The organism is Sulfurovum sp. TSL1 (assembly GCF_019972135.1).
GTDB lineage: Bacteria > Campylobacterota > Campylobacteria > Campylobacterales > Sulfurovaceae > Sulfurovum.
Genome location: NZ_BPFI01000001.1, coordinates 396,972 through 414,485, shown reverse-complemented (window position 1 = coordinate 414,485; position 17,514 = coordinate 396,972). Strand labels below are relative to the sequence as shown.

At 38.0% G+C, this 17,514-nt stretch carries 18 protein-coding genes and 3 tRNA genes; 6 read left to right on the top strand and 15 right to left on the bottom strand.

Translation table 11 applies throughout. The features are described 5' to 3' along the window. The first annotated feature begins 254 nt into the window (after positions 1 to 254). Entirely contained in the window at positions 255 to 920 is a 666-nt protein-coding gene (locus LDM98_RS02070; RefSeq protein WP_223897678.1) for a uracil-DNA glycosylase, read from the top strand. 47 nt (positions 921 to 967) lie between these two features. On the opposite strand, the gene acs is transcribed toward LDM98_RS02070, so the two are convergent. Then, positions 968 to 2,911: an acetate--CoA ligase gene (gene acs, locus LDM98_RS02065; RefSeq protein ID WP_223897677.1), complete on the bottom strand. Its 1,944-nt coding sequence runs from the start codon at positions 2,909 to 2,911 to the stop codon at positions 968 to 970. A 108-nt stretch (positions 2,912 to 3,019) separates the two neighbouring features. Continuing rightward, positions 3,020 to 4,054, bottom strand: a complete 1,035-nt coding sequence (locus LDM98_RS02060) for a bifunctional 3,4-dihydroxy-2-butanone 4-phosphate synthase/GTP cyclohydrolase II (RefSeq protein ID WP_223897676.1) — start codon at positions 4,052 to 4,054, stop codon at positions 3,020 to 3,022. 174 nt (positions 4,055 to 4,228) lie between these two features. Here LDM98_RS02060 and LDM98_RS02055 point away from each other — a divergent pair. From LDM98_RS02055 to LDM98_RS02045, 3 genes are all read left to right on the top strand, one after another. Next, positions 4,229 to 4,303: transfer RNA gene (locus LDM98_RS02055), tRNA-Gln, on the top strand. 77 nt (positions 4,304 to 4,380) lie between these two features. After that, a tRNA-Met gene (locus LDM98_RS02050) sits at positions 4,381 to 4,457 on the top strand. Positions 4,458 to 4,528: 71 nt separating this feature from the next. Next, positions 4,529 to 4,605 (top strand) — tRNA-Met (locus tag LDM98_RS02045). Positions 4,606 to 5,005: 400 nt separating this feature from the next. On the opposite strand, the gene LDM98_RS02040 is transcribed toward LDM98_RS02045, so the two are convergent. The 12 genes from LDM98_RS02040 to LDM98_RS01985 form a co-directional block, all read right to left on the bottom strand. Further along, the gene (locus tag LDM98_RS02040) at positions 5,006 to 5,224 is read right to left on the bottom strand and encodes a YMGG-like glycine zipper-containing protein (protein WP_223897675.1); all 219 of its coding nucleotides are present in this window, start codon (positions 5,222 to 5,224) and stop codon (positions 5,006 to 5,008) included. A gap of 123 nt (positions 5,225 to 5,347) precedes the next feature. Next, on the bottom strand, positions 5,348 to 5,569 hold the full coding sequence (locus tag LDM98_RS02035; RefSeq protein WP_223897674.1) for a hypothetical protein: 222 nt from the start codon (positions 5,567 to 5,569) through the stop codon (positions 5,348 to 5,350). A 91-nt stretch (positions 5,570 to 5,660) separates the two neighbouring features. After that, a complete protein-coding gene (locus LDM98_RS02030; protein WP_223897673.1) occupies positions 5,661 to 5,810 on the bottom strand; it encodes a lmo0937 family membrane protein in 150 nt (49 codons plus the stop codon). A 641-nt stretch (positions 5,811 to 6,451) separates the two neighbouring features. Beyond that, positions 6,452 to 7,537 carry a hypothetical protein gene (locus LDM98_RS02025; RefSeq protein ID WP_223897672.1) on the bottom strand — a complete coding sequence of 362 codons (1,086 nt, stop codon included), beginning with the start codon at positions 7,535 to 7,537 and terminating at the stop codon, positions 6,452 to 6,454. Between the two features lie 173 nt (positions 7,538 to 7,710). Then, positions 7,711 to 10,392, bottom strand: a complete 2,682-nt coding sequence (locus LDM98_RS02020) for an EAL domain-containing protein (protein ID WP_223897671.1) — start codon at positions 10,390 to 10,392, stop codon at positions 7,711 to 7,713. 53 nt (positions 10,393 to 10,445) lie between these two features. After that, positions 10,446 to 10,703 carry a hypothetical protein gene (locus tag LDM98_RS02015; RefSeq protein ID WP_223897670.1) on the bottom strand — a complete coding sequence of 86 codons (258 nt, stop codon included), beginning with the start codon at positions 10,701 to 10,703 and terminating at the stop codon, positions 10,446 to 10,448. Between the two features lie 63 nt (positions 10,704 to 10,766). After that, positions 10,767 to 11,072 (bottom strand): hypothetical protein, encoded by a 306-nt coding sequence (locus tag LDM98_RS02010; protein ID WP_223897669.1) that lies wholly within the window; start codon positions 11,070 to 11,072, stop codon positions 10,767 to 10,769. Positions 11,073 to 11,153: 81 nt separating this feature from the next. Then, the gene (locus tag LDM98_RS02005; RefSeq protein ID WP_223897668.1) at positions 11,154 to 12,227 is read right to left on the bottom strand and encodes an alkene reductase; all 1,074 of its coding nucleotides are present in this window, start codon (positions 12,225 to 12,227) and stop codon (positions 11,154 to 11,156) included. A gap of 51 nt (positions 12,228 to 12,278) precedes the next feature. Continuing rightward, positions 12,279 to 12,494, bottom strand: coding sequence for an SHOCT domain-containing protein (locus LDM98_RS02000; RefSeq protein WP_223897667.1), 216 nt, complete (start codon positions 12,492 to 12,494; stop codon positions 12,279 to 12,281). A 221-nt stretch (positions 12,495 to 12,715) separates the two neighbouring features. Next, positions 12,716 to 13,285, bottom strand: coding sequence for a hypothetical protein (locus LDM98_RS01995; RefSeq protein ID WP_223897666.1), 570 nt, complete (start codon positions 13,283 to 13,285; stop codon positions 12,716 to 12,718). Between the two features lie 98 nt (positions 13,286 to 13,383). Beyond that, a complete protein-coding gene (locus tag LDM98_RS01990; RefSeq protein ID WP_223897665.1) occupies positions 13,384 to 13,686 on the bottom strand; it encodes an SEL1-like repeat protein in 303 nt (100 codons plus the stop codon). 120 nt (positions 13,687 to 13,806) lie between these two features. After that, a complete protein-coding gene (locus LDM98_RS01985) occupies positions 13,807 to 14,205 on the bottom strand; it encodes a TonB-dependent receptor (protein WP_223897664.1) in 399 nt (132 codons plus the stop codon). Positions 14,206 to 14,404: 199 nt separating this feature from the next. Between LDM98_RS01985 and LDM98_RS01980 the strand changes: the two genes are divergently transcribed. Further along, entirely contained in the window at positions 14,405 to 14,701 is a 297-nt protein-coding gene (locus LDM98_RS01980) for a hypothetical protein (RefSeq protein WP_223897663.1), read from the top strand. Positions 14,702 to 14,794: 93 nt separating this feature from the next. Here LDM98_RS01980 and LDM98_RS01975 read toward each other — a convergent pair whose 3' ends face one another. Beyond that, the gene (locus LDM98_RS01975; protein ID WP_223897662.1) at positions 14,795 to 15,262 is read right to left on the bottom strand and encodes a host attachment protein; all 468 of its coding nucleotides are present in this window, start codon (positions 15,260 to 15,262) and stop codon (positions 14,795 to 14,797) included. A gap of 291 nt (positions 15,263 to 15,553) precedes the next feature. Here LDM98_RS01975 and LDM98_RS01970 point away from each other — a divergent pair, with 291 nt between their 5' ends. Beyond that, entirely contained in the window at positions 15,554 to 17,446 is a 1,893-nt protein-coding gene (locus LDM98_RS01970) for a PhoX family phosphatase (protein WP_223897661.1), read from the top strand. Positions 17,447 to 17,514: the final 68 nt, after the last annotated feature.

Sequence of the window (17,514 nt, the reverse complement as noted above, 5' to 3'; positions counted from 1 at the left end):
CACTACAAACATATAAACGCTAACTGTTTAGAGGTCTCTACCTATCAATATCTTTTTTGGGTAAGCCATAGTTTTCGCCACGCTTCTCTTTTTACTACCCTCAGGTTTTGATTCAAAGTATCTATGGTAAACTGTTTTAGTTTATTATGAGCAAGAGAACAAAAATAATAAACAAAATAAGTTGTTTTAGAGTTAACTCTTTAGTTTAGTAGCAAGAGTGTACATATTAAGAGATTAGGGAGTATAATATCTCCATGAAGAACCTGCGAAATGCACTTTTACTTAAACAACTTTATCAATTGAAACAATTGGGGTACAAATATACATCAGTCACACCCTACAAAGAAGATGAACAGGACCTTAGACTTCCAAATACACTGGAGTCACTGAAAAAACAAGCCATGGAGTGTCATCTGTGTGAACTGAGTAAAAGTCGTCAGAAAGTGGTATTTGGAGAGGGTGATCCACAAGCAGATATACTTTTTATCGGTGAAGGACCAGGTACGATGGAAGACAGTTCGGGTAAACCTTTTGTCGGTAGATCGGGTGAACTGCTCACGAAAATGATAGAAAATGTATTGCTGGTTTCCCGATCAGATGTCTACATCACCAATATCGTAAAATGCCGTCCAGCAAATAATGCAACACCTACCCCAACCCAGGCACATACCTGTCAACCCTACTTGATGAAGCAGATCGAACTGATACGGCCAAAGCTCATAGTCACGCTGGGTGCAACTGCATATCACTATCTTACAGGGGATGATACAGAGATCAGTAAAGTGAGAGGTACGATACACAAACAAAATGACTATACGGTCATTCCTACCTATCATCCAAGTTATTTACTTAGAAATCCAAGTGCTAAAAAAGAAGTGTTTGAGGATCTGTTGAAAGTCAAAGAGTTGATGGATAAATAAATACTATTTCCCGATCCAAATCGGGAAATACGATGAATCAGAAGTGCTTAGGCTTCTCTTGCTTTTGTTTCGATCTCCTTAACGATAGACGGATCTTCAAGTGTGGATATATCCTGCGTGATCTCTTCGTGTTTCGCGATAGAACGTAAAATCCTTCTCATGATCTTACCGGAACGTGTTTTAGGTAATCCAGGTACTTCAATGATATGATCTGCTTTGGCAATATTACCGATCTCAGCTGCAAGCAACGCATTGATATGATTCTTGATATCTTTGTTGATATGCCCCTCTTTGAGTACGATATAGATGAAAATAGATTCACCTTTGATCTCATGTGGACGTCCTACAACAGCAACTTCTGCTACAGAATCATCTTTTTTTACTGCTGCTTCGATCTCAGCGGTTCCCATACGGTGACCGGAAACATTAATCACATCATCCACACGACCTGTGATCGTAATGTAGCCATCTTCATCAACTACTGCACCATCTCCGGAGAAATAAACCGGTTTACCGTCTTTTACTGCATCACCAAAGTATGCTTTTTTATAACGTTCAGGATCACCCCAAATATTTCTGATCATACTTGGCCAAGGTCTTGTAATACAAAGGAGTCCTGTCTCCCCTACTTTTTTAGACGTGCCATCAGGATCAATGACCTCTGCGATGATCCCCGGTAGTGCAAATGTCGCACATCCGGGTCTGATAGGCGTAGCACCAGGCAGTGGCGAGATCATATGTCCACCTGTTTCTGTCTGCCACCATGTATCCACTATGGCACATTTTGAATTACCTACGGTTTCATAATACCATTTCCATGCCGGCGGATCTATCGGTTCTCCAACGGTTCCCAGTACCTTTAAACTTGAGAGGTCATATTTTTCAGGCTCATGTTCTCCCATCTTATGCAGCACACGGATCGCAGTCGGTGCAGTATAGAACTGGTTGATCTTATGGTCTTGTACCATTTTCCATGCACGGCCTGCATCAGGGTATGTCGGTACGCCTTCGAACATGAGTGTTGTTGTACCGGCGGCTAAAGGTCCATAAACAATATACGTATGCCCTGTGATCCAACCGATGTCTGCGGTACACCAGTAGACATCATCCTCTTTGAGATCAAAGACCCACTCCATGGTCATTTGTGCCCAAAGAATGTACCCTGCACTCGCATGCTGTACCCCTTTTGGTTTACCCGTACTTCCTGAGGTATAGAGTAAGAAAAGCGGGTCTTCACTGTCCATCAGTTCAAATGGGCACTCTGCATGCTGAGATGTGATCAGTTCGTTGTAATCATGGTCTCTACCCTCTATCCAGTTGATCTCTTCATTGTTTCTTTTTACGACAAGTACTGCTTCAACACTCTTTCCACCTTGAGAGAGTGCATCATCGACCACTTGTTTAAGCATATAAGGTTTCCCTTTTCTGTAGGCACCATCAGCAGTGATCACAAGCTTCGCTTCTGCATCTTCGATACGGTCTTTTAGTGCTTCTGTAGAAAAACCGCCAAAAACGATAGAGTGTATTGCACCGATACGGGCACATGCAAGCATCGCATAGGCAGCTTCAGGGATCATCGGCATATAGAGTACAACCCTGTCTCCTTTGCCTACACCAAATTCATTTCTGAGCAGGTTTGCCATTCTATTTACACGTAATGAGAGCTGCGCATAAGTGATCTGCTCTACATCGCCTCTGTCACCCTCGAATAAGATAGCGGTTTTATCTGCTTTGTCTGCAAGGTGTCTGTCGATACACTGGTTGGAAACATTGAGTTTACCATTGATAAACCACTTATAAAAAGGTGCATCACTCTCGTCAAGTACTTGATCATAAGGAGCTAACCAATCGATCTTCTCGTCAGCATATTCTTTCCAAAAACCTTCATAGTCTTCTAAAGCCTTGTTTTGTAACGCCCAATATTCATCCATATTTTTAATTGCGGCATTTGCAGCGAGTTCTGGATTTGGGTTAAAAGTCTCTTTTATCATTAACCATCCTTTTGTATAAGTATAAGAATCATTTTAACATAGAATTAAGTAAGAAAGTTTAAATAGGAGTATTTGCTCCTATTTGTTAGATGTTGGGACCAATGTGTATTATATGATCTCAATTTTTTCTATGACATCCAGTCCAAAACCTGCCAGTCCGACAAATTCCGTGTCTTTATTTGTGGTAAGCAGATTAATATTTTTAATACCAAGGTCTTTGAGTATCTGTGCACCCACGCCAAACTCTTTGGCCTGTTCGTGAGAGATCACTTTAGTATCAAGGAAGATCAATGTTCCTCCATTGATTTTTAAGTACTCCATAGAGTTGTTGAGTGCATCAAAACGTTTGTCGTCAAGCACCAGTCCTATATCTGAGCCTATATTATGGAACTTCACATTGGCAGTTTCATGTGGTTTGTAAAACTGTATGACGGTATGTGTTCTATCGAGATGGTCACAGTATGTGATCTTTTCTACTTTGATACCCCTGAGTTCACAATCTTCTTCTTTGATACGTTTGATAAGTTTTTCATGGGCCAAACGGTATTCAACGATATCTGAAATATACACGATGGAGAGATCATGCTCTTGTGAAAAGATCTTAAGGTCATCCATTCGTGCCATTTTGCCATCATCTTTGATGATCTCACAGATCACAGCTGCAGGAGCAAGTCCAGCGAGCTTACAGAGATCTACAGAACCTTCAGTGTGCCCGGTTCGTACTAAAACACCACCATCTTTGGCGATCAACGGAAAGATATGCCCCGGACGTACAAAGTCTTCACTCACTGTTTGAGGATTCGCAAGTTTGGAGATACAGTCATCTCTCTCTGCTGCAGAGATACCTGTCTCAGCATTGGTAGAGTCTATAGATACAGTAAATGCCGTTTCATGGGCAGACACATTATTGCTTACCATGGGTGCTAGATCAAGCCTGGAGGCGATCTCATTGGTGATGGGTGTACAGATCAGTCCTCTGGCTTCTTTTGCCATGAAGTTTACCATATCCGGTGTAGAGAACGTCGCTGCATAAACAAGATCACCTTCATTTTCACGATCTTCATCATCCATCATGATGACCATTTTCCCATGTTTTATATCTTCAATCGCTTTTTCTACTCTTTTAATCGCTTCAATTGACATTCAATTACTCCAAAAACTTTTATTACTGTTTTATACTGTATATATTATGAATCGTATTATACCTATCTCGTACTTCACTTTAGAAACTTTTTTAAATTTTTCTTTCAAACCCCTTGACATGTGAAGTATATGGTGCTATAATGCCGTCCACATAAGCAGTTAGCTTATATCGATTGGGGTATCGCCAAGCGGTAAGGCAACGGTTTTTGGTACCGTTATTCGGGGGTTCGAATCCCTCTACCCCATCCATAAGATTTAATCTTGGTTTAATTAAATCAAGATACAATCTCACTCCAATTAAATCGTAAAGATTTATGATTTCCTGTCGCGGGATAGAGCAGTTTGGTAGCTCGTCGGGCTCATAACCCGAAGGTCGTTGGTTCAAATCCGGCTCCCGCAACCAATTATTTTCTTCTGAATATTTTCACTAACCTGAATCTTTTTTTAAGCAAACAATTTACTACAACAAAATGTCGCGGAATAGAGCAGTCTGGTAGCTCGTTGGGCTCATAACCCAAAGGTCACAGGTTCAAATCCTGTTTCCGCAACCAATCATAAGCATCTACTACATCGTTAAATTAATCGCCAATTCTAATCACATGTGTAATTTCACCTTGATCAAGCAGCTAAAACTTAAGCGAATTGTGTTGCAACTGTATTTGCAAATGCATAGTATATTCTTGAGTTGTCACATCTTTATCGTAGTGAAAAAGGATAGCCAATATTCGATTAATCCCCTCGTTCACACTACATTTAGAAAATCATGTTTATTGTTAGAATGGGTGAAATACAAGAGATGAAGATGAAAAAAAGTCATATGCTTGACGCATTTCTTGACTCACTACACTCCCAAAATGGTCAGAATGTCTCTCTATGTAGGGCTTTGTAATGAGTCAACTAAAGGCTGAATTAGACAGAGGTCTAATTTTACACTTTTTACGGGTGTTTATCTTATTTTGTGTCTTCGTAATATCCAACACCTGCACCTATGGCTGTACCGACGGCTGCTGATTTAAGTACAGAACCTCCAGATACTGCACCAACCACTGCTCCGGTACCGGCTCCGATCAGAGCACCTTTTTGTGTTTTTGGGCCGGGCTGAGCACATCCAGAGATCAACCCTGCAACTGAAATAGCAACTAACATCTTTTTAACGTTTATATTTTTCATTATTATTCTCCTATTTCTTTAGATAAACTTATTATATCATAAATTATTATGTAATAAGTTTGTTTTATTTTGGGTGACTTTCAAATAAATGTCTGATCTACCTAGTTACCCAAAATACTCTATTTAGCTTCGTCTGTTTCCCAAAAGCAATATCAAGCTGCCTAATACTATGGCACCAGTACCAGCCCAAACTGGAATATTTACCGTCTGTTTTTCTTCTACGGTCATCTCTACTGGTCCCACCTTGACCGCCTCTGTATCCTTAGTGTAGCTGAAACTGCTGTATGCTAAACCTAGTGCACCAGCTATGATCAGTATGATCCCAAAAATTCTGATTGCATTCATTTTACTTCCTTTTCGATTTGATTCTCCGCCAGATACAAGTAACTAAAAAATAGAAGCCAGATGTTTTCTGTGCAGAGCTATTTTTGACTCTTTAAAGTATGCGACGACCTTTAATAACACGAATCAAAATAACCACAATTGCAATGACTAGAAGAATATGGATGAATCCGCCCATAGTATATGCACTGACAAGTCCAAGAGCCCAAAGTATAATTAGAATAATTGCAATCGTTTCAAGCATTTTATTTTCCTTTTATAATTATTTGGCGAATCGTAAACATAATCATCATTTCCACCTACACTTACAGTACCAGCAAGTAAAATGTTTTTAATGTTTAATGTTTTCATAACTATTCTCCTATTTTTTATAGAATATTATGAAAGTGTGTATTGCCTGTGTAGCGAATTCTTGTGAGTATATTAGATGAGTCGTAGCATAGCTTAGCAATACAAAGAAATTCCGCTCGGACTCTTGGTTAAGTATCGTTTTTTATAGCTGTCTTCTTAGATCAGTTAACTTTGGCTAATATTTCTAGGACATGACCATCCCTATTTAAAATAAATGCCAAACCTTTTCTGTGAGGGGGGGTGACCTTATTCTTTAGAAGCGTTAATATAATTTCCAGTTGTCAATAACAGTTTAACAGCTGATATCTTTTTTTGCGAGATATTCATAAAGACTTCTTGGTCTTGATTTGTAAAATTGCGTTTATTGTTAGAATTGGCGTTTTCATAATCTTACAACACTTTTACTTTTAATTGTTTTCATTTTACTTTTCCATCGCTAACAGCTCTATTAGAACTGTAATAGTGATTTTCTATAATTATTATGTGGGACGGAAGTGATTCCATCCCCTTTTATTTCTATCCTTTTAGTCTTTATTATCGCTTACAAAATTGATCAAATTTTGGAAGCTGGCCAATTCTAGTTTGACAAAACCTATTCTGTGCACCATCTTTTACATTACCTGCGGTATCACCGATTGTAAGAGTATCTAACGCTGAAAAGAGTTCACCAATAAGTTCACCGGAAAGTACACGCTCTATATCCGAGTAATCAGGGAGCCCTTCAAGTCTGTTACAAAGCTTATTAAGTCCCGGCTTTTCATTACGTAACCCTGTATCAATACCAAAGCTTGCACAATCCATGTTATCGATTCCACTATTTACGGCATCTGAAATCGGGTTGATTATCTGTTCGGGATCATTTATCATTGCAGTTATATCTGTTGGTAATCCACCAAGAGAAGCAACCAGGTTTTTAATATCTGTATTTTTGAAAACAGCGAAAGGGCCATTCCCTCCTCTGAGGCCGTTAGTAAATATATTCTCAACCGCCGTATCACTCACGTCAAATTCATCATCACTACCCTCTTCCTCTTCCTGTATAACAGCAAGAGTGGAAAATGCTGGATCTGCATCTGTACGTATTTGTACTCCAGGAACACGAAGTTTAGTGTAATTAAGCAGACGATGAGCCCTACGTTGAAATTTTCCTCGATCAGGAAAATCGTTAGCATTAACATTAATATCCTGAGCAAGTTCAGTAAGTAAAGCGGTATCTGTCGGACCAAGTCTTATAGGTAAGTCTACACAGACATTGAGACCCCGTCCTTTACTTGCAGCTACACTAATAGCTGTTTCTGATGGAATAGGTCCAGCAGGTATCTTTGATTCGTATGTCCCCTCTCCGCTAAAAACTTCCGCCCAACCAACACCAGCTTCAAACTCTGCATCGATTTGAAGTATCCAGTCGGCCCCTAAACTAATTGCACGATCTTGAGACATACAAAAAGTTGCTGTAACTTGGGGACCAGCTAGGTCATCTATTTTTGTCTCAAGATCACTCAGTCTGTCCAGTATTTCTTGATTTGGGTTCTGTGCGTTTTGGCTTGCATTCTGGTTCGAAGCACCATAACTACTTATTGAAACTAACAGTATCACTGCGAAAATATAAAACATTTTCATGACATATCCTTTTATGCAATATATCAATTATCCTAAAGTAGCGTGTACTACATGTGCAATAAAATCCATATTTAAAGCTATAATGGAATTTGGCAAGTCAGCTTCGCAATCTTATGGTATAAAATGTATCCCCCCGAAGGTAGTGAGTTCAAATCCGGTCTCCGCAACCAAATTTATAATTCATCTAAAGCAGCATTCCACTTTTTATTTATCTCTTTGACTGATAATGGCTTATCGTAGAGGTATCCTTGAGCCAGGTTACACCCGGTTTCTATCAAAAACTTCTCTTGTTCTATGGTTTCAACACCTTCAGCCAGGACATCGATATTCATATATTTTGCGAGATTGATAATGGTCTTTGTGATCATCATATCATTTTCATCAATGGGTATGTCATCGATGAAGGATTTGTCTATTTTGAGTTTGTCGATCGGAAGTTTTTTAAGATAGGATAATGATGAATACCCTGTACCAAAATCGTCCAAACTGATGTTGATACCTATGTTTCTGATCTTTTCCAGTATATCTATCGCTTCAACAATATCTCCAATGATAAAACTTTCAATGATCTCAAATTCTATCCATTCAGATGCACATTCAGTATGTTTCAGCAGTTGTTCAATAAAAGGTATAAAGTCAGGGTCTTTTAACTGTTTTGCAGAGATATTAATGGATATCCGTTCAAACGGCATATTTATTTTTTTCCATGTGACAGCTTGTAAAAAAACACTATTTAATATGGATTTTCCTATATCAATGATGAGTCCTATCTCTTCCACGATCGATATAAAGGCGTCTGGATATATGATAGTACCATCTAAGTCTATCCAGCGAAGCAGTGCCTCATATCCTATCACCTTATTTGTTTGCATATTGATGATAGGTTGATAATGCAGTGTAAATGCATTGTATATAAGCGCTTCTCTTAGCTTAGTCTCCAGAACCACTCTTTCATGTGCTTTTTGTGTCATAGCTTGTGTATAGAAACTGTAGGTATTTCTACTTTTTTCTTTTGCTTCGTACATAGCCGCATCTGCGTTCTTGAGTAACTCTTGATCGCTGTATCCATTTTCCGGATAAATGCTTATCCCGATACTCGCGCCACTGTACAATTTTCTGTGTTCATAAAAGTAAGGTTCCTGGAGTTTATGAAGCATGCGTTGTACGATATCGACGATCTCATTATCATTATCGATCTTTTCCAGGATAATGGTAAACTCATCACCTCCGAACCTTGATACTGTATCACTGTTTTTCAACATAGATTTCAGTCTTTTTGCACACTTTTTAAGAATGTAATCTCCTGCATGATGGCCTATGGAGTCATTGATCTCTTTAAAATGGTCCAGATCGATAAAGATCAATGCAATTTTATTGTTGTCACGTTTTGCAATATCTATCGAATGCTTTAATCGATCCAAGAAGAGTACTCTATTTGGAAGTCCGGTCAAAGCATCATAATGTGCTTGATAATCAAGCTCATCTTTTTGTTCTTCAAGTACTTTTTGTATTCTCAAGTGCTCTGTGATATTGTGGCCTAATTCTACAACGGCACAGAGTTCATTATCTCTGTTATAGAGTGGTGTCGATGTTAATTCAATGTACTCATCCTCTCCTGAAGGAGTCATATACTTATGAATCTTCTGTACACTTTTTTGTTTATCAAATGTATCTATAAGTGGCCATGGTTGTTGGTCACAGTTATAACTATGATCTTGAGAATGTGATAATTCATAGCATTTAGGTTGTGATATCCCTTTTATCATTTTTTTATCATCGAATTTTTTAGCTGCATCATTTGCCAAGAGAACATTAGATTCTTTATCTATAACCATAACAGATTGGTCTATACCATTAATCACTTTCTGTAAAAAGTCATGTTGTTCTTCCAATTCATTATTTTTCTCTTCAATCTCTTTTGATAAGAGTTGATTCTTCAGATCGGTCTTTTCTTTTTTATGTTTGGATCTAAGCAATTGCAACACCAGATATATACCGATGATCAATAAAGAGATAAAAAGTAATATCGCATTGTGAAAAAAGTTGATATGACTTAGATCGATCTTATCTAATGGATAGAATAAAATAAAATATGCCATATCCTTGCCATTGATATCTTTTTGTACATATTTGGTGATAAATTGATTATGCTTTTGATCAATGATATAGGTGTTTTTGTCATGCAATAGTTTTTCAATGCCAAAATTCTGAATATAGTGTCGATTTGACTCCGAAGCATTTAAATTCGCAATATAGTAATCATCCAAAAACATTTTTGTGAAAGGTCTCTTGATCTGATCCGTATAGGCTCTGTCGACAAGTAATACAGATTCATATCCTATATTGGACAATTGTCTGGAAATAGAGTTAAATTTTGAGATGACTTCGATAGTGCCCATATATTTGCCATCTTTCAGTATGGGAACCATCGCTTTAAAAGTCATATCATAAATGCCTGTACTTATAGTTGACCTGACTTTTGGATCATGGATCATTTGGATAATGTCTTTACGCACTTTACTAAGATCATCACCATTTTTGTCGGTCCAACTCCTGTATAAACTTATTCCTTTTTCATCAGAGACCTGTATCCATACATTTTGATAGTCTGTATTAAGACGTAGGTTTTCTATAAACGTATCCAGATCAAAATTTGGTTTAGCTGATGATGCAAGCGCATTGATGTATCGATCATCCTGTGCCAGAGAGAGTGCAATAAATAAAATAGACTCTTTTTTCGCATCAATGTATGATTGGGTTTTAAACTGTATATCGTTGGCAACACTGGTATATTTCTCGTTGACAAGTGCATCTGTACGGATATTGAGTAGAGTATGGCTAAAAAAAACAATCATAACAAGCCCGATAATTGTTAAAACAATATTTGATAAAGCTGCTTGATTGAATCTCATCCTTTTAATCCAGCTCTTAAACGAGAGAGTATACATGTCTCTTGCTTTTTCAGATCAGGTCTGTTGAATGAAAAAGGTGTTTTATTGATCCCATCGAGTCTATAAATATCACCTTTATAATAGGTATATCGCAATTGTCCAAATCCCCCTAAGTTGTGATCTTTGGCCGTTGCATTTTGTGTACCTTGTATCATCAATCCGTAGGCACTGTATGTATATGAAATAGATAATAGTAATAAAATTAGTTTTATCATTAGTAATTATATCATTTAATTTGTTTGGTATGAGTACAATACATATGAAAAAAAAGTTAAATATTATTTTATGAAATCTTCCATGGCCTTATCTTGCTCTTTCATCCTTTTATTAGCCACATTGACCGACTTTCTGGAATTGCCTATCGCATCGACACGACTGTCCATATAGCTATTGACAGGGTTTTGCAGGGTGTTGGAGATACTCAGCGCTTCCACTTGCCTTTTGTAGGTATTTGTCGGGGTATCAAGGTAGGTTTTCTGAGGTGTTTGTGTAGTAGTTGTATCCACTTCCTGTGTATCCTCACGACCGGTAAAAATAAGAAGGATAGCCAAGATGACGAACATAAGGATGCCAATGGTTTTCATAAGTGTCCCTTTAAAGTTGTATATGTTTATTCATTATTGTATCTGTACAGACTTAAGGCTTTAATAGGGAAGAAAACATATCTAACGTTCCAAACTTTTATAGTCTGTATACCCTTTCTCATCGTGTGTATAGAATGTATGGGGATCCGCTGTAGCCAAAGGCGCATCAATTTCAAAACGTCTAGGCAGATCAGGATTTGCAATGTATAATGTACCGTATGCAACAGCATCTGCAAGATTGTTCTCTATGGCTTCGTTACCTCTTGATTTATCGTATGCACCATTGGTGATCAATATCCCTTTGTATGCATTTCGAAGTGCTTGAAGCTCCACTACATTGGCACCGTGTCTGATATCTTCATCCAGTGCATCAATGACATGTAGATATGCCAGATCATGATCATTCAGTTTTTTACAAATATAGGTGAAGTCTCCATGGGGATCGGTATCGGTCATACTGTTGAATGTACCGCTGGGTGAAAGTCTAAGAGCTGTTTTCTCACTGCCTATAGCCTCACAGACAGCTGAAACAACTTCAAAGAGAAATCTGCTTCTGTTTTCTATACCTCCGCCATACGCATCGGTTCTCTTATTGGTGCCATCCTTGATGAACTGGTCTATCAGGTAGCCATTTGCTCCATGTATCTCTATGCCATCAAAACCCGCTTTCATGGCATTCGTAGCTGCCTGCGCATAGGTTTTTACGATCTCTTTGATCTCATGAACCTCTAGTGCTCTTGGTGTCTCATATGGCTGCATGCCTTCAGGGGTATAATGTTTGCCATCAATTTTTACAGCCGATGGCGCTACAGGAAGTTGGCCATTTAAGAAAGAGGAATGGGAGACCCTGCCCACATGCCATAATTGCAGATAGATGATCCCACCATTTTCATGTACTGCTGCAGTGACTTTTTTCCATCCCTCTATCTGTGCATCAGTATGGATACCAGGCGTATTTCGGTACCCTACCCCCAAAGGAGATATCTGTGATGCCTCAGTAATGATAAGCCCTGCACTTGCTCTCTGGGCATAATAGGTAGCCATAAGATCATTGGCACAGTTCTTCTCTACCGCTCTACATCGTGTCATAGGCGCCATGATGATCCTATTTTTTAAAGTGCTCTTTCCTATGGTTAATTCTGAAAATAAATTCATCTTGTTCTCCATCACACATCTCCAGTCACTTACTACACACAGTCATATTTGTCATTTTCTTTTTTTGAGGACATCACTCTTTTCTTTATACTCCTCTGTATCTATCTCTCCACCGGCATAGCGTTTATCAAGTATATCCTGTGCAGAAGAGTGTTTTTCTTCATTTTTACTGTTATCTTTTAAAAAATAGATGACAATGATGATCAGCAATACCGGTAAAAACCACATACCAAAACCCATACCCCAACCATGTCCGATAAAATCCATTTTCTATCCTTTATGAACATTCTTATGTTAAAAGTATAGTAACAGTAGGTGTAATGTGTGTGTAGAAAGGGTTTTCATTCTTGAGAGTAGAAGAAAAAATCAACAAAAGGAATGCCGATTTTCAAGTAGGGATTTTTGATCCTCTTCTAATAAGATAGTTATTTAAACTTATTTAGAATAGTGTGAATCAACGTCTTTAAATTCAATTTGAAACAAGAGAGCTATCTCTCATGTTTCTTTGGCTTTCCGTTCTTTTTATATTTTTTATGATCGTCATACTCTCTATATCTATGACCGTCATTATCTCGATAGTGCTTGTTATGTTTGTAGTGGCCGTTCTTATGGTTTGGATGCTTTTGTTTTCTATAGTGCTCTTGGTACCCTCTTTCATAGTAGTGGCCGCCTCTGAGTCTTTCACCCTTATAGTAGTAGTATCCGTTCCTCCAGTCACCACCATAGTAGTATCTGTTATTGTAAAAGTAATACGGTCTCTCATCACGGTAGTGTGGTCTATCATACGCTCTATTATAGTGGTCGTAATATCCTCTTTCATAATAGTGGCCACCGCTTAGTCTTCTACCCTCATAGTAGTAGTATCCGTTTCTCCAGTCACCGCCATAATAGTATCTGTTATTGTAAAAGTAGTAAGGTCTGTTATCACGGTACTGCGGTTTATCATACACACCCAAGATCACATCTACCACCACTCTTTCCAGCAAAGACTGTGCGGACACTTGTAAAGGCATGCATGCACTGATACACAGCAACCCCGTCATCATCATTTTTTTCATTGTTCCTCCTCGTTTTATACATCATAGTATAGAATAAAAATGTGGAGCGATTGTATAAAAACTATTTTTATCTTATCCTCCTAATCTAGAGAATTGAATTACTTTGTCTTAAGCTTTTCCGCCATTTTACAGCCCTCTTTAGAACCAAGTTTACAGGCTTTTTCGTAATACTCGATCGCTTTTGAAATATCTTTTTCCAATACCTCACCCTTTTCATATTTCATTGCGGCTGAAAAACATCCGTAATAGTCCCCATGATTGTTACAATCATCTATAAAATCCTGGACGATCTCTCTATCTGTTAGATCTTCACCCAGATCATCATCGAACTCATCGGATTCTGCATGTGCAAAGGCACCCATTGCTAATACGAGTATACCTGCGAGTAGTATTCTTTTCATTTCTGTTCCTTTTTTTAAATTATATTACCTATTTTATTAGCAAGATGATTTATCTTTGATATTTTTTTGACATTATTTTTTATGATGTTTCTTCTTCGACCATTATCAAAGCATCGTTACCTATTTTACTTGAGCATCTTTCGATATAGTTTTAGATGATTGAATGAAAAGAACTGTCATAAGGATCATTCCTATAAATATGGTGATAGAAAAGAGTGCCAAAAAAGGGTCAATAGTTTGAAGGGAAACAAAATTTCCATAATATAAAAATAATCCGATCACAGCACCAAGTGTTCCGACCTGATGAATATAAAATTGGGCAACAGATAGTTTTGATATCAGATTATTGAGCCATAGTTTGTGACACACCCCATAGATAAATGAGACGACAAACCCTATAAGCAGGATATGTGTATGCGTTACCAAATGACCATGATCTTTGGATGCTGCCATGTAGATACCGAGTGCCAATCCGACAATGGCATACATCAAACCGGTTAATACAAATCTTCTGTCCATCTTTCTCTCCTATTTTTGATCTTAGCCCTCACACAGGCACTTCAGAGGCTGAAATTCAGCATTACATCTATACTATTATTGTAGCACTTTTTTCGCCATTGACTTATCAAAAATACCATGAGCTGTTTATCCCTATTATTTTCTATGACAATTTGACATACTTTCAACTTCTTCCATTTTTTTCTGTCAGAATATGCGTATGAAACCTACATCTAAGGAACTGCTTGAAGCGGTCAGTAAGCATTGCTATAATGAGTTAACACTGTATAAGTTCAACACTGCGACACTTCATATCAGTGATAAGTATAGAGAAGGGAGATTAACCGCTCTGGAATACCTTACCGAGCTTACTTACTATTACCTGCAGGAAGAGAAGAAGATAGGTGAAGAGTTCAAGCAGCAGATATCAAAACAGTTGAAGCGTTATGATTGTCTTGATGATACAGAGTATAAACGAGGTCTTTATGATGCATTGAATGTAGTCTTGGGATTGTAGCGGTTTCTCCAGGTCATGCAATGATATCACCATGTATACATTGAACACTACGGCCTACCATCACTTCATGATCAAAGTATTAAGAATGGAAACCTATTCAAAAAAAGATAACAGATCTTTCACATGTGCATTTCTCAGATCTTTTCCAATACTCTTTCCGAGCTTTCCTTTGGTTTTAGTATCGATCATTTCAGTAACTTTATTCAAATTTTCCTGTGGAAAAGCAAGATGCCATTTCTTTGGATTGGTATTCGAGATCAATGCAGTAATATCCTCAGAGATCTGTTGCATAGCACGGCGTTCTGCTTCTAATGAACGGTTATGCTGCTCTCCGGTATTATGCCCTTGATTTCCTAACTGGTCGCTCATATCATCAGAGGTATGGGTATGCGGTTCGATGTATTCAAATTTTTTAATTAAGGTGAGATTTCTTCTTACTTTTTGCGTGTTGGCACTGACATTTCTTGTTTCTTGCTGATCAATACCTGTGACCGTTTCAACCTGATATGCTTCAAACCCGCCTAAGTTGGCAATAACAATAATATTTCCATCAAAATTCATAACCACATTACCTATTTTATTTTTTATTATATTTTATTATAATAATTTTATATACTTTAGTCAAGTCTATTATATACGAGTCACACTTTTCAATATATCTATACTCATTGGATAAATCAATAGTGAGTTTTTTCGGGCATTAAGATACTTTTACAATCTAAACGTGTGTCTTGGTCATTTTATACGACAATCAAAAAAATTAGATACAAAAAAGTTATCATAATGATATAAATTTGTTATCAAACTACTTTACCATTCGCCTACAACAAAAAACAAAACAAGGAGAATGTTGTGAATAAATGGATAAGTTTAGCTGCATCTGCAGTATTATTAGGTACTTTGACAGGGTGTAATAGTGATAGTAATACTACAAATGAATCTGTAAGTGTTACAAGTGTTGCGGTAGAGAGTTTCAGTGAAGTTTCTGCACCTATAACAGATGCTGAAAAAATGGCTATCATGACTTCAGATAGCGTAACATATAGTAATGGGGAAGCAGATGATCTTCTCTATACTCAGCTAATTAAAGCAAGAGATATCAATAATGGAGAAACTTTTGGTCTTCTAAAAGACCACAATGATAACCCAATTAATTTTTCGGACGGTTCACCGTTCATCTGTGATGGAGCTAATGGTAATGCAAGTGGTTCTGGGCTTGACCATGCTTCGATCCTTCAAAAGGACGGAAAAATCTTTATGGTTACTCAGTTTGAGTGTGGAGTAGGAGCGATGTACGGTATGGAGCTTGCACAGGACAGTATGACAGGCGAGCTTAGCGTGAAAGAAAACTCAATGCAATATATCAGCCAAAAGGATGGTTTTGGTGGATGGGTACACTGTGCAGGTATGACGACACCATGGAACACTCACCTTGGTTCAGAAGAGTATGAGCCTGATGCACGTAAAACTATAATGGATCCGACTACAAAACTTACAGGTAATGGGAGGTTTGATGAAGTAACACAATATTATTGGAACGATGAAAACAATGCCAATGCAATGTATGATAATAACCCTTACTACTATGGATATATCCCGGAAGTTACAGTAGACAGTAGTGGTGCCACTACAGCATATACTTATACAAAACACTTCTCTATGGGTAGAGCGGCATGGGAAATGGCTTATGTAATGCCGGATGAAAGAACAGTATATCTTTCAGATGATGGCACAAATGTAGGGTTCTATATGTATATTGCAGACAAAGCACAAGATCTTAGTTCCGGTACACTTTATGCTGCAAAATGGAATCAGACTGCTGATACAGCAAACGGTGGTGAAGCAGATCTCAGCTGGGTAAAACTTGGAAAAGCAACAGATGCAGAAATCAAGGCTATAGTTTCAGGTCAACCAATGTTTAGTGATATTTTTGATACAGCTGTTTATGATACTACTGCTAATCCGACAACAGGATGTCCTGCAGACTTTATACATACGAAAACCGCTACTGGAGATGAATGTCTGAAAGTGGTTGCAGGACAAGAGAAAGCAGCTGCATTTATGGAGACAAGAAGATATGCTTCATACCTTGGTGCTACGACAGAGTTCAGAAAAGAAGAGGGTATCACATTTAATGCAGATGATAACAAGCTTTACGTTGCAATGAGTCAGGTAACCAAAGGAATGAGCGACACTAGCGGTGATATTAAACTTACAGGAAATAGTTGTGGTGCAGTTTATGCGTTAGATGTTCAAGGTGCTATCAAAGATTCAACAGGAAAGGACATCAACAGTTCTATGGTTGTTATGAATATGAAAGGTATCATTGCCGGTACACCTACGACTTATGATGCATCATCACCGTATGTTGCTTATACCTGTGATGTAAATGGTATCTCAAACCCGGACAACGTCACATATCTTGAAGGTTCACATATACTGGCAATCGGGGAAGATACAGGTTCACATCCAAACGACTTTGTATGGGCGATGAATACACAAACAGGTGCATTGACTAGAATCGTATCTACACCTTATGGTTCTGAAACAACTTCTCCATACTGGTATAAAGATGTGAACGGATTTGGATATATGACACTTACTACACAGCACCCATTTGGTGAAACGTCTTCATCTGATCCTGATTATGCACTTGCTTCAGATAGCACAGCTGAAAAAGATTCATCTATCGGTGTGGTTGGACCATTTGACTTTATCGAAGGTGACGGCAAAGGAGTTAGATAATCATATGATTGTCTCAAAAAAGGGGAATCCCCTTTTTTGCCTCGTATGGTATAAAAAATATCTCATGT

Bases quoted from the DNA above. Each gene is read 5' to 3' on its own strand.
- LDM98_RS02025 (WP_223897672.1), bottom strand. From the start codon at position 7,537: ATGAAAATGTTTTATATTTTCGCAGTGATACTGTTAGTTTCAATAAGT.
- LDM98_RS01975 (WP_223897662.1), bottom strand. From the start codon at position 15,262: ATGAATTTTGATGGAAATATTATTGTTATTGCCAACTTAGGCGGGTTT.
- LDM98_RS01990 (WP_223897665.1), bottom strand. From the start codon at position 13,686: ATGAAAAGAATACTACTCGCAGGTATACTCGTATTAGCAATGGGTGCC.
- LDM98_RS02020 (WP_223897671.1), bottom strand. From the start codon at position 10,392: ATGATTGTTTTTTTTAGCCATACTCTACTCAATATCCGTACAGATGCA.
- LDM98_RS02010 (WP_223897669.1), bottom strand. From the start codon at position 11,072: ATGAAAACCATTGGCATCCTTATGTTCGTCATCTTGGCTATCCTTCTT.
- LDM98_RS02000 (WP_223897667.1), bottom strand. From the start codon at position 12,494: ATGGATTTTATCGGACATGGTTGGGGTATGGGTTTTGGTATGTGGTTT.
- LDM98_RS02015 (WP_223897670.1), bottom strand. From the start codon at position 10,703: ATGATAAAACTAATTTTATTACTATTATCTATTTCATATACATACAGT.
- LDM98_RS01985 (WP_223897664.1), bottom strand. From the start codon at position 14,205: ATGGACAGAAGATTTGTATTAACCGGTTTGATGTATGCCATTGTCGGA.
- LDM98_RS02030 (WP_223897673.1), bottom strand. From the start codon at position 5,810: ATGCTTGAAACGATTGCAATTATTCTAATTATACTTTGGGCTCTTGGA.
- LDM98_RS02005 (WP_223897668.1), bottom strand. From the start codon at position 12,227: ATGAATTTATTTTCAGAATTAACCATAGGAAAGAGCACTTTAAAAAAT.
- LDM98_RS02070 (WP_223897678.1), top strand. From the start codon at position 255: ATGAAGAACCTGCGAAATGCACTTTTACTTAAACAACTTTATCAATTG.
- LDM98_RS02040 (WP_223897675.1), bottom strand. From the start codon at position 5,224: ATGAAAAATATAAACGTTAAAAAGATGTTAGTTGCTATTTCAGTTGCA.
- LDM98_RS01995 (WP_223897666.1), bottom strand. From the start codon at position 13,285: ATGAAAAAAATGATGATGACGGGGTTGCTGTGTATCAGTGCATGCATG.
- LDM98_RS02060 (WP_223897676.1), bottom strand. From the start codon at position 4,054: ATGTCAATTGAAGCGATTAAAAGAGTAGAAAAAGCGATTGAAGATATA.
- LDM98_RS02035 (WP_223897674.1), bottom strand. From the start codon at position 5,569: ATGAATGCAATCAGAATTTTTGGGATCATACTGATCATAGCTGGTGCA.
- acs (WP_223897677.1), bottom strand. From the start codon at position 2,911: ATGATAAAAGAGACTTTTAACCCAAATCCAGAACTCGCTGCAAATGCC.
- LDM98_RS01980 (WP_223897663.1), top strand. From the start codon at position 14,405: ATGAAACCTACATCTAAGGAACTGCTTGAAGCGGTCAGTAAGCATTGC.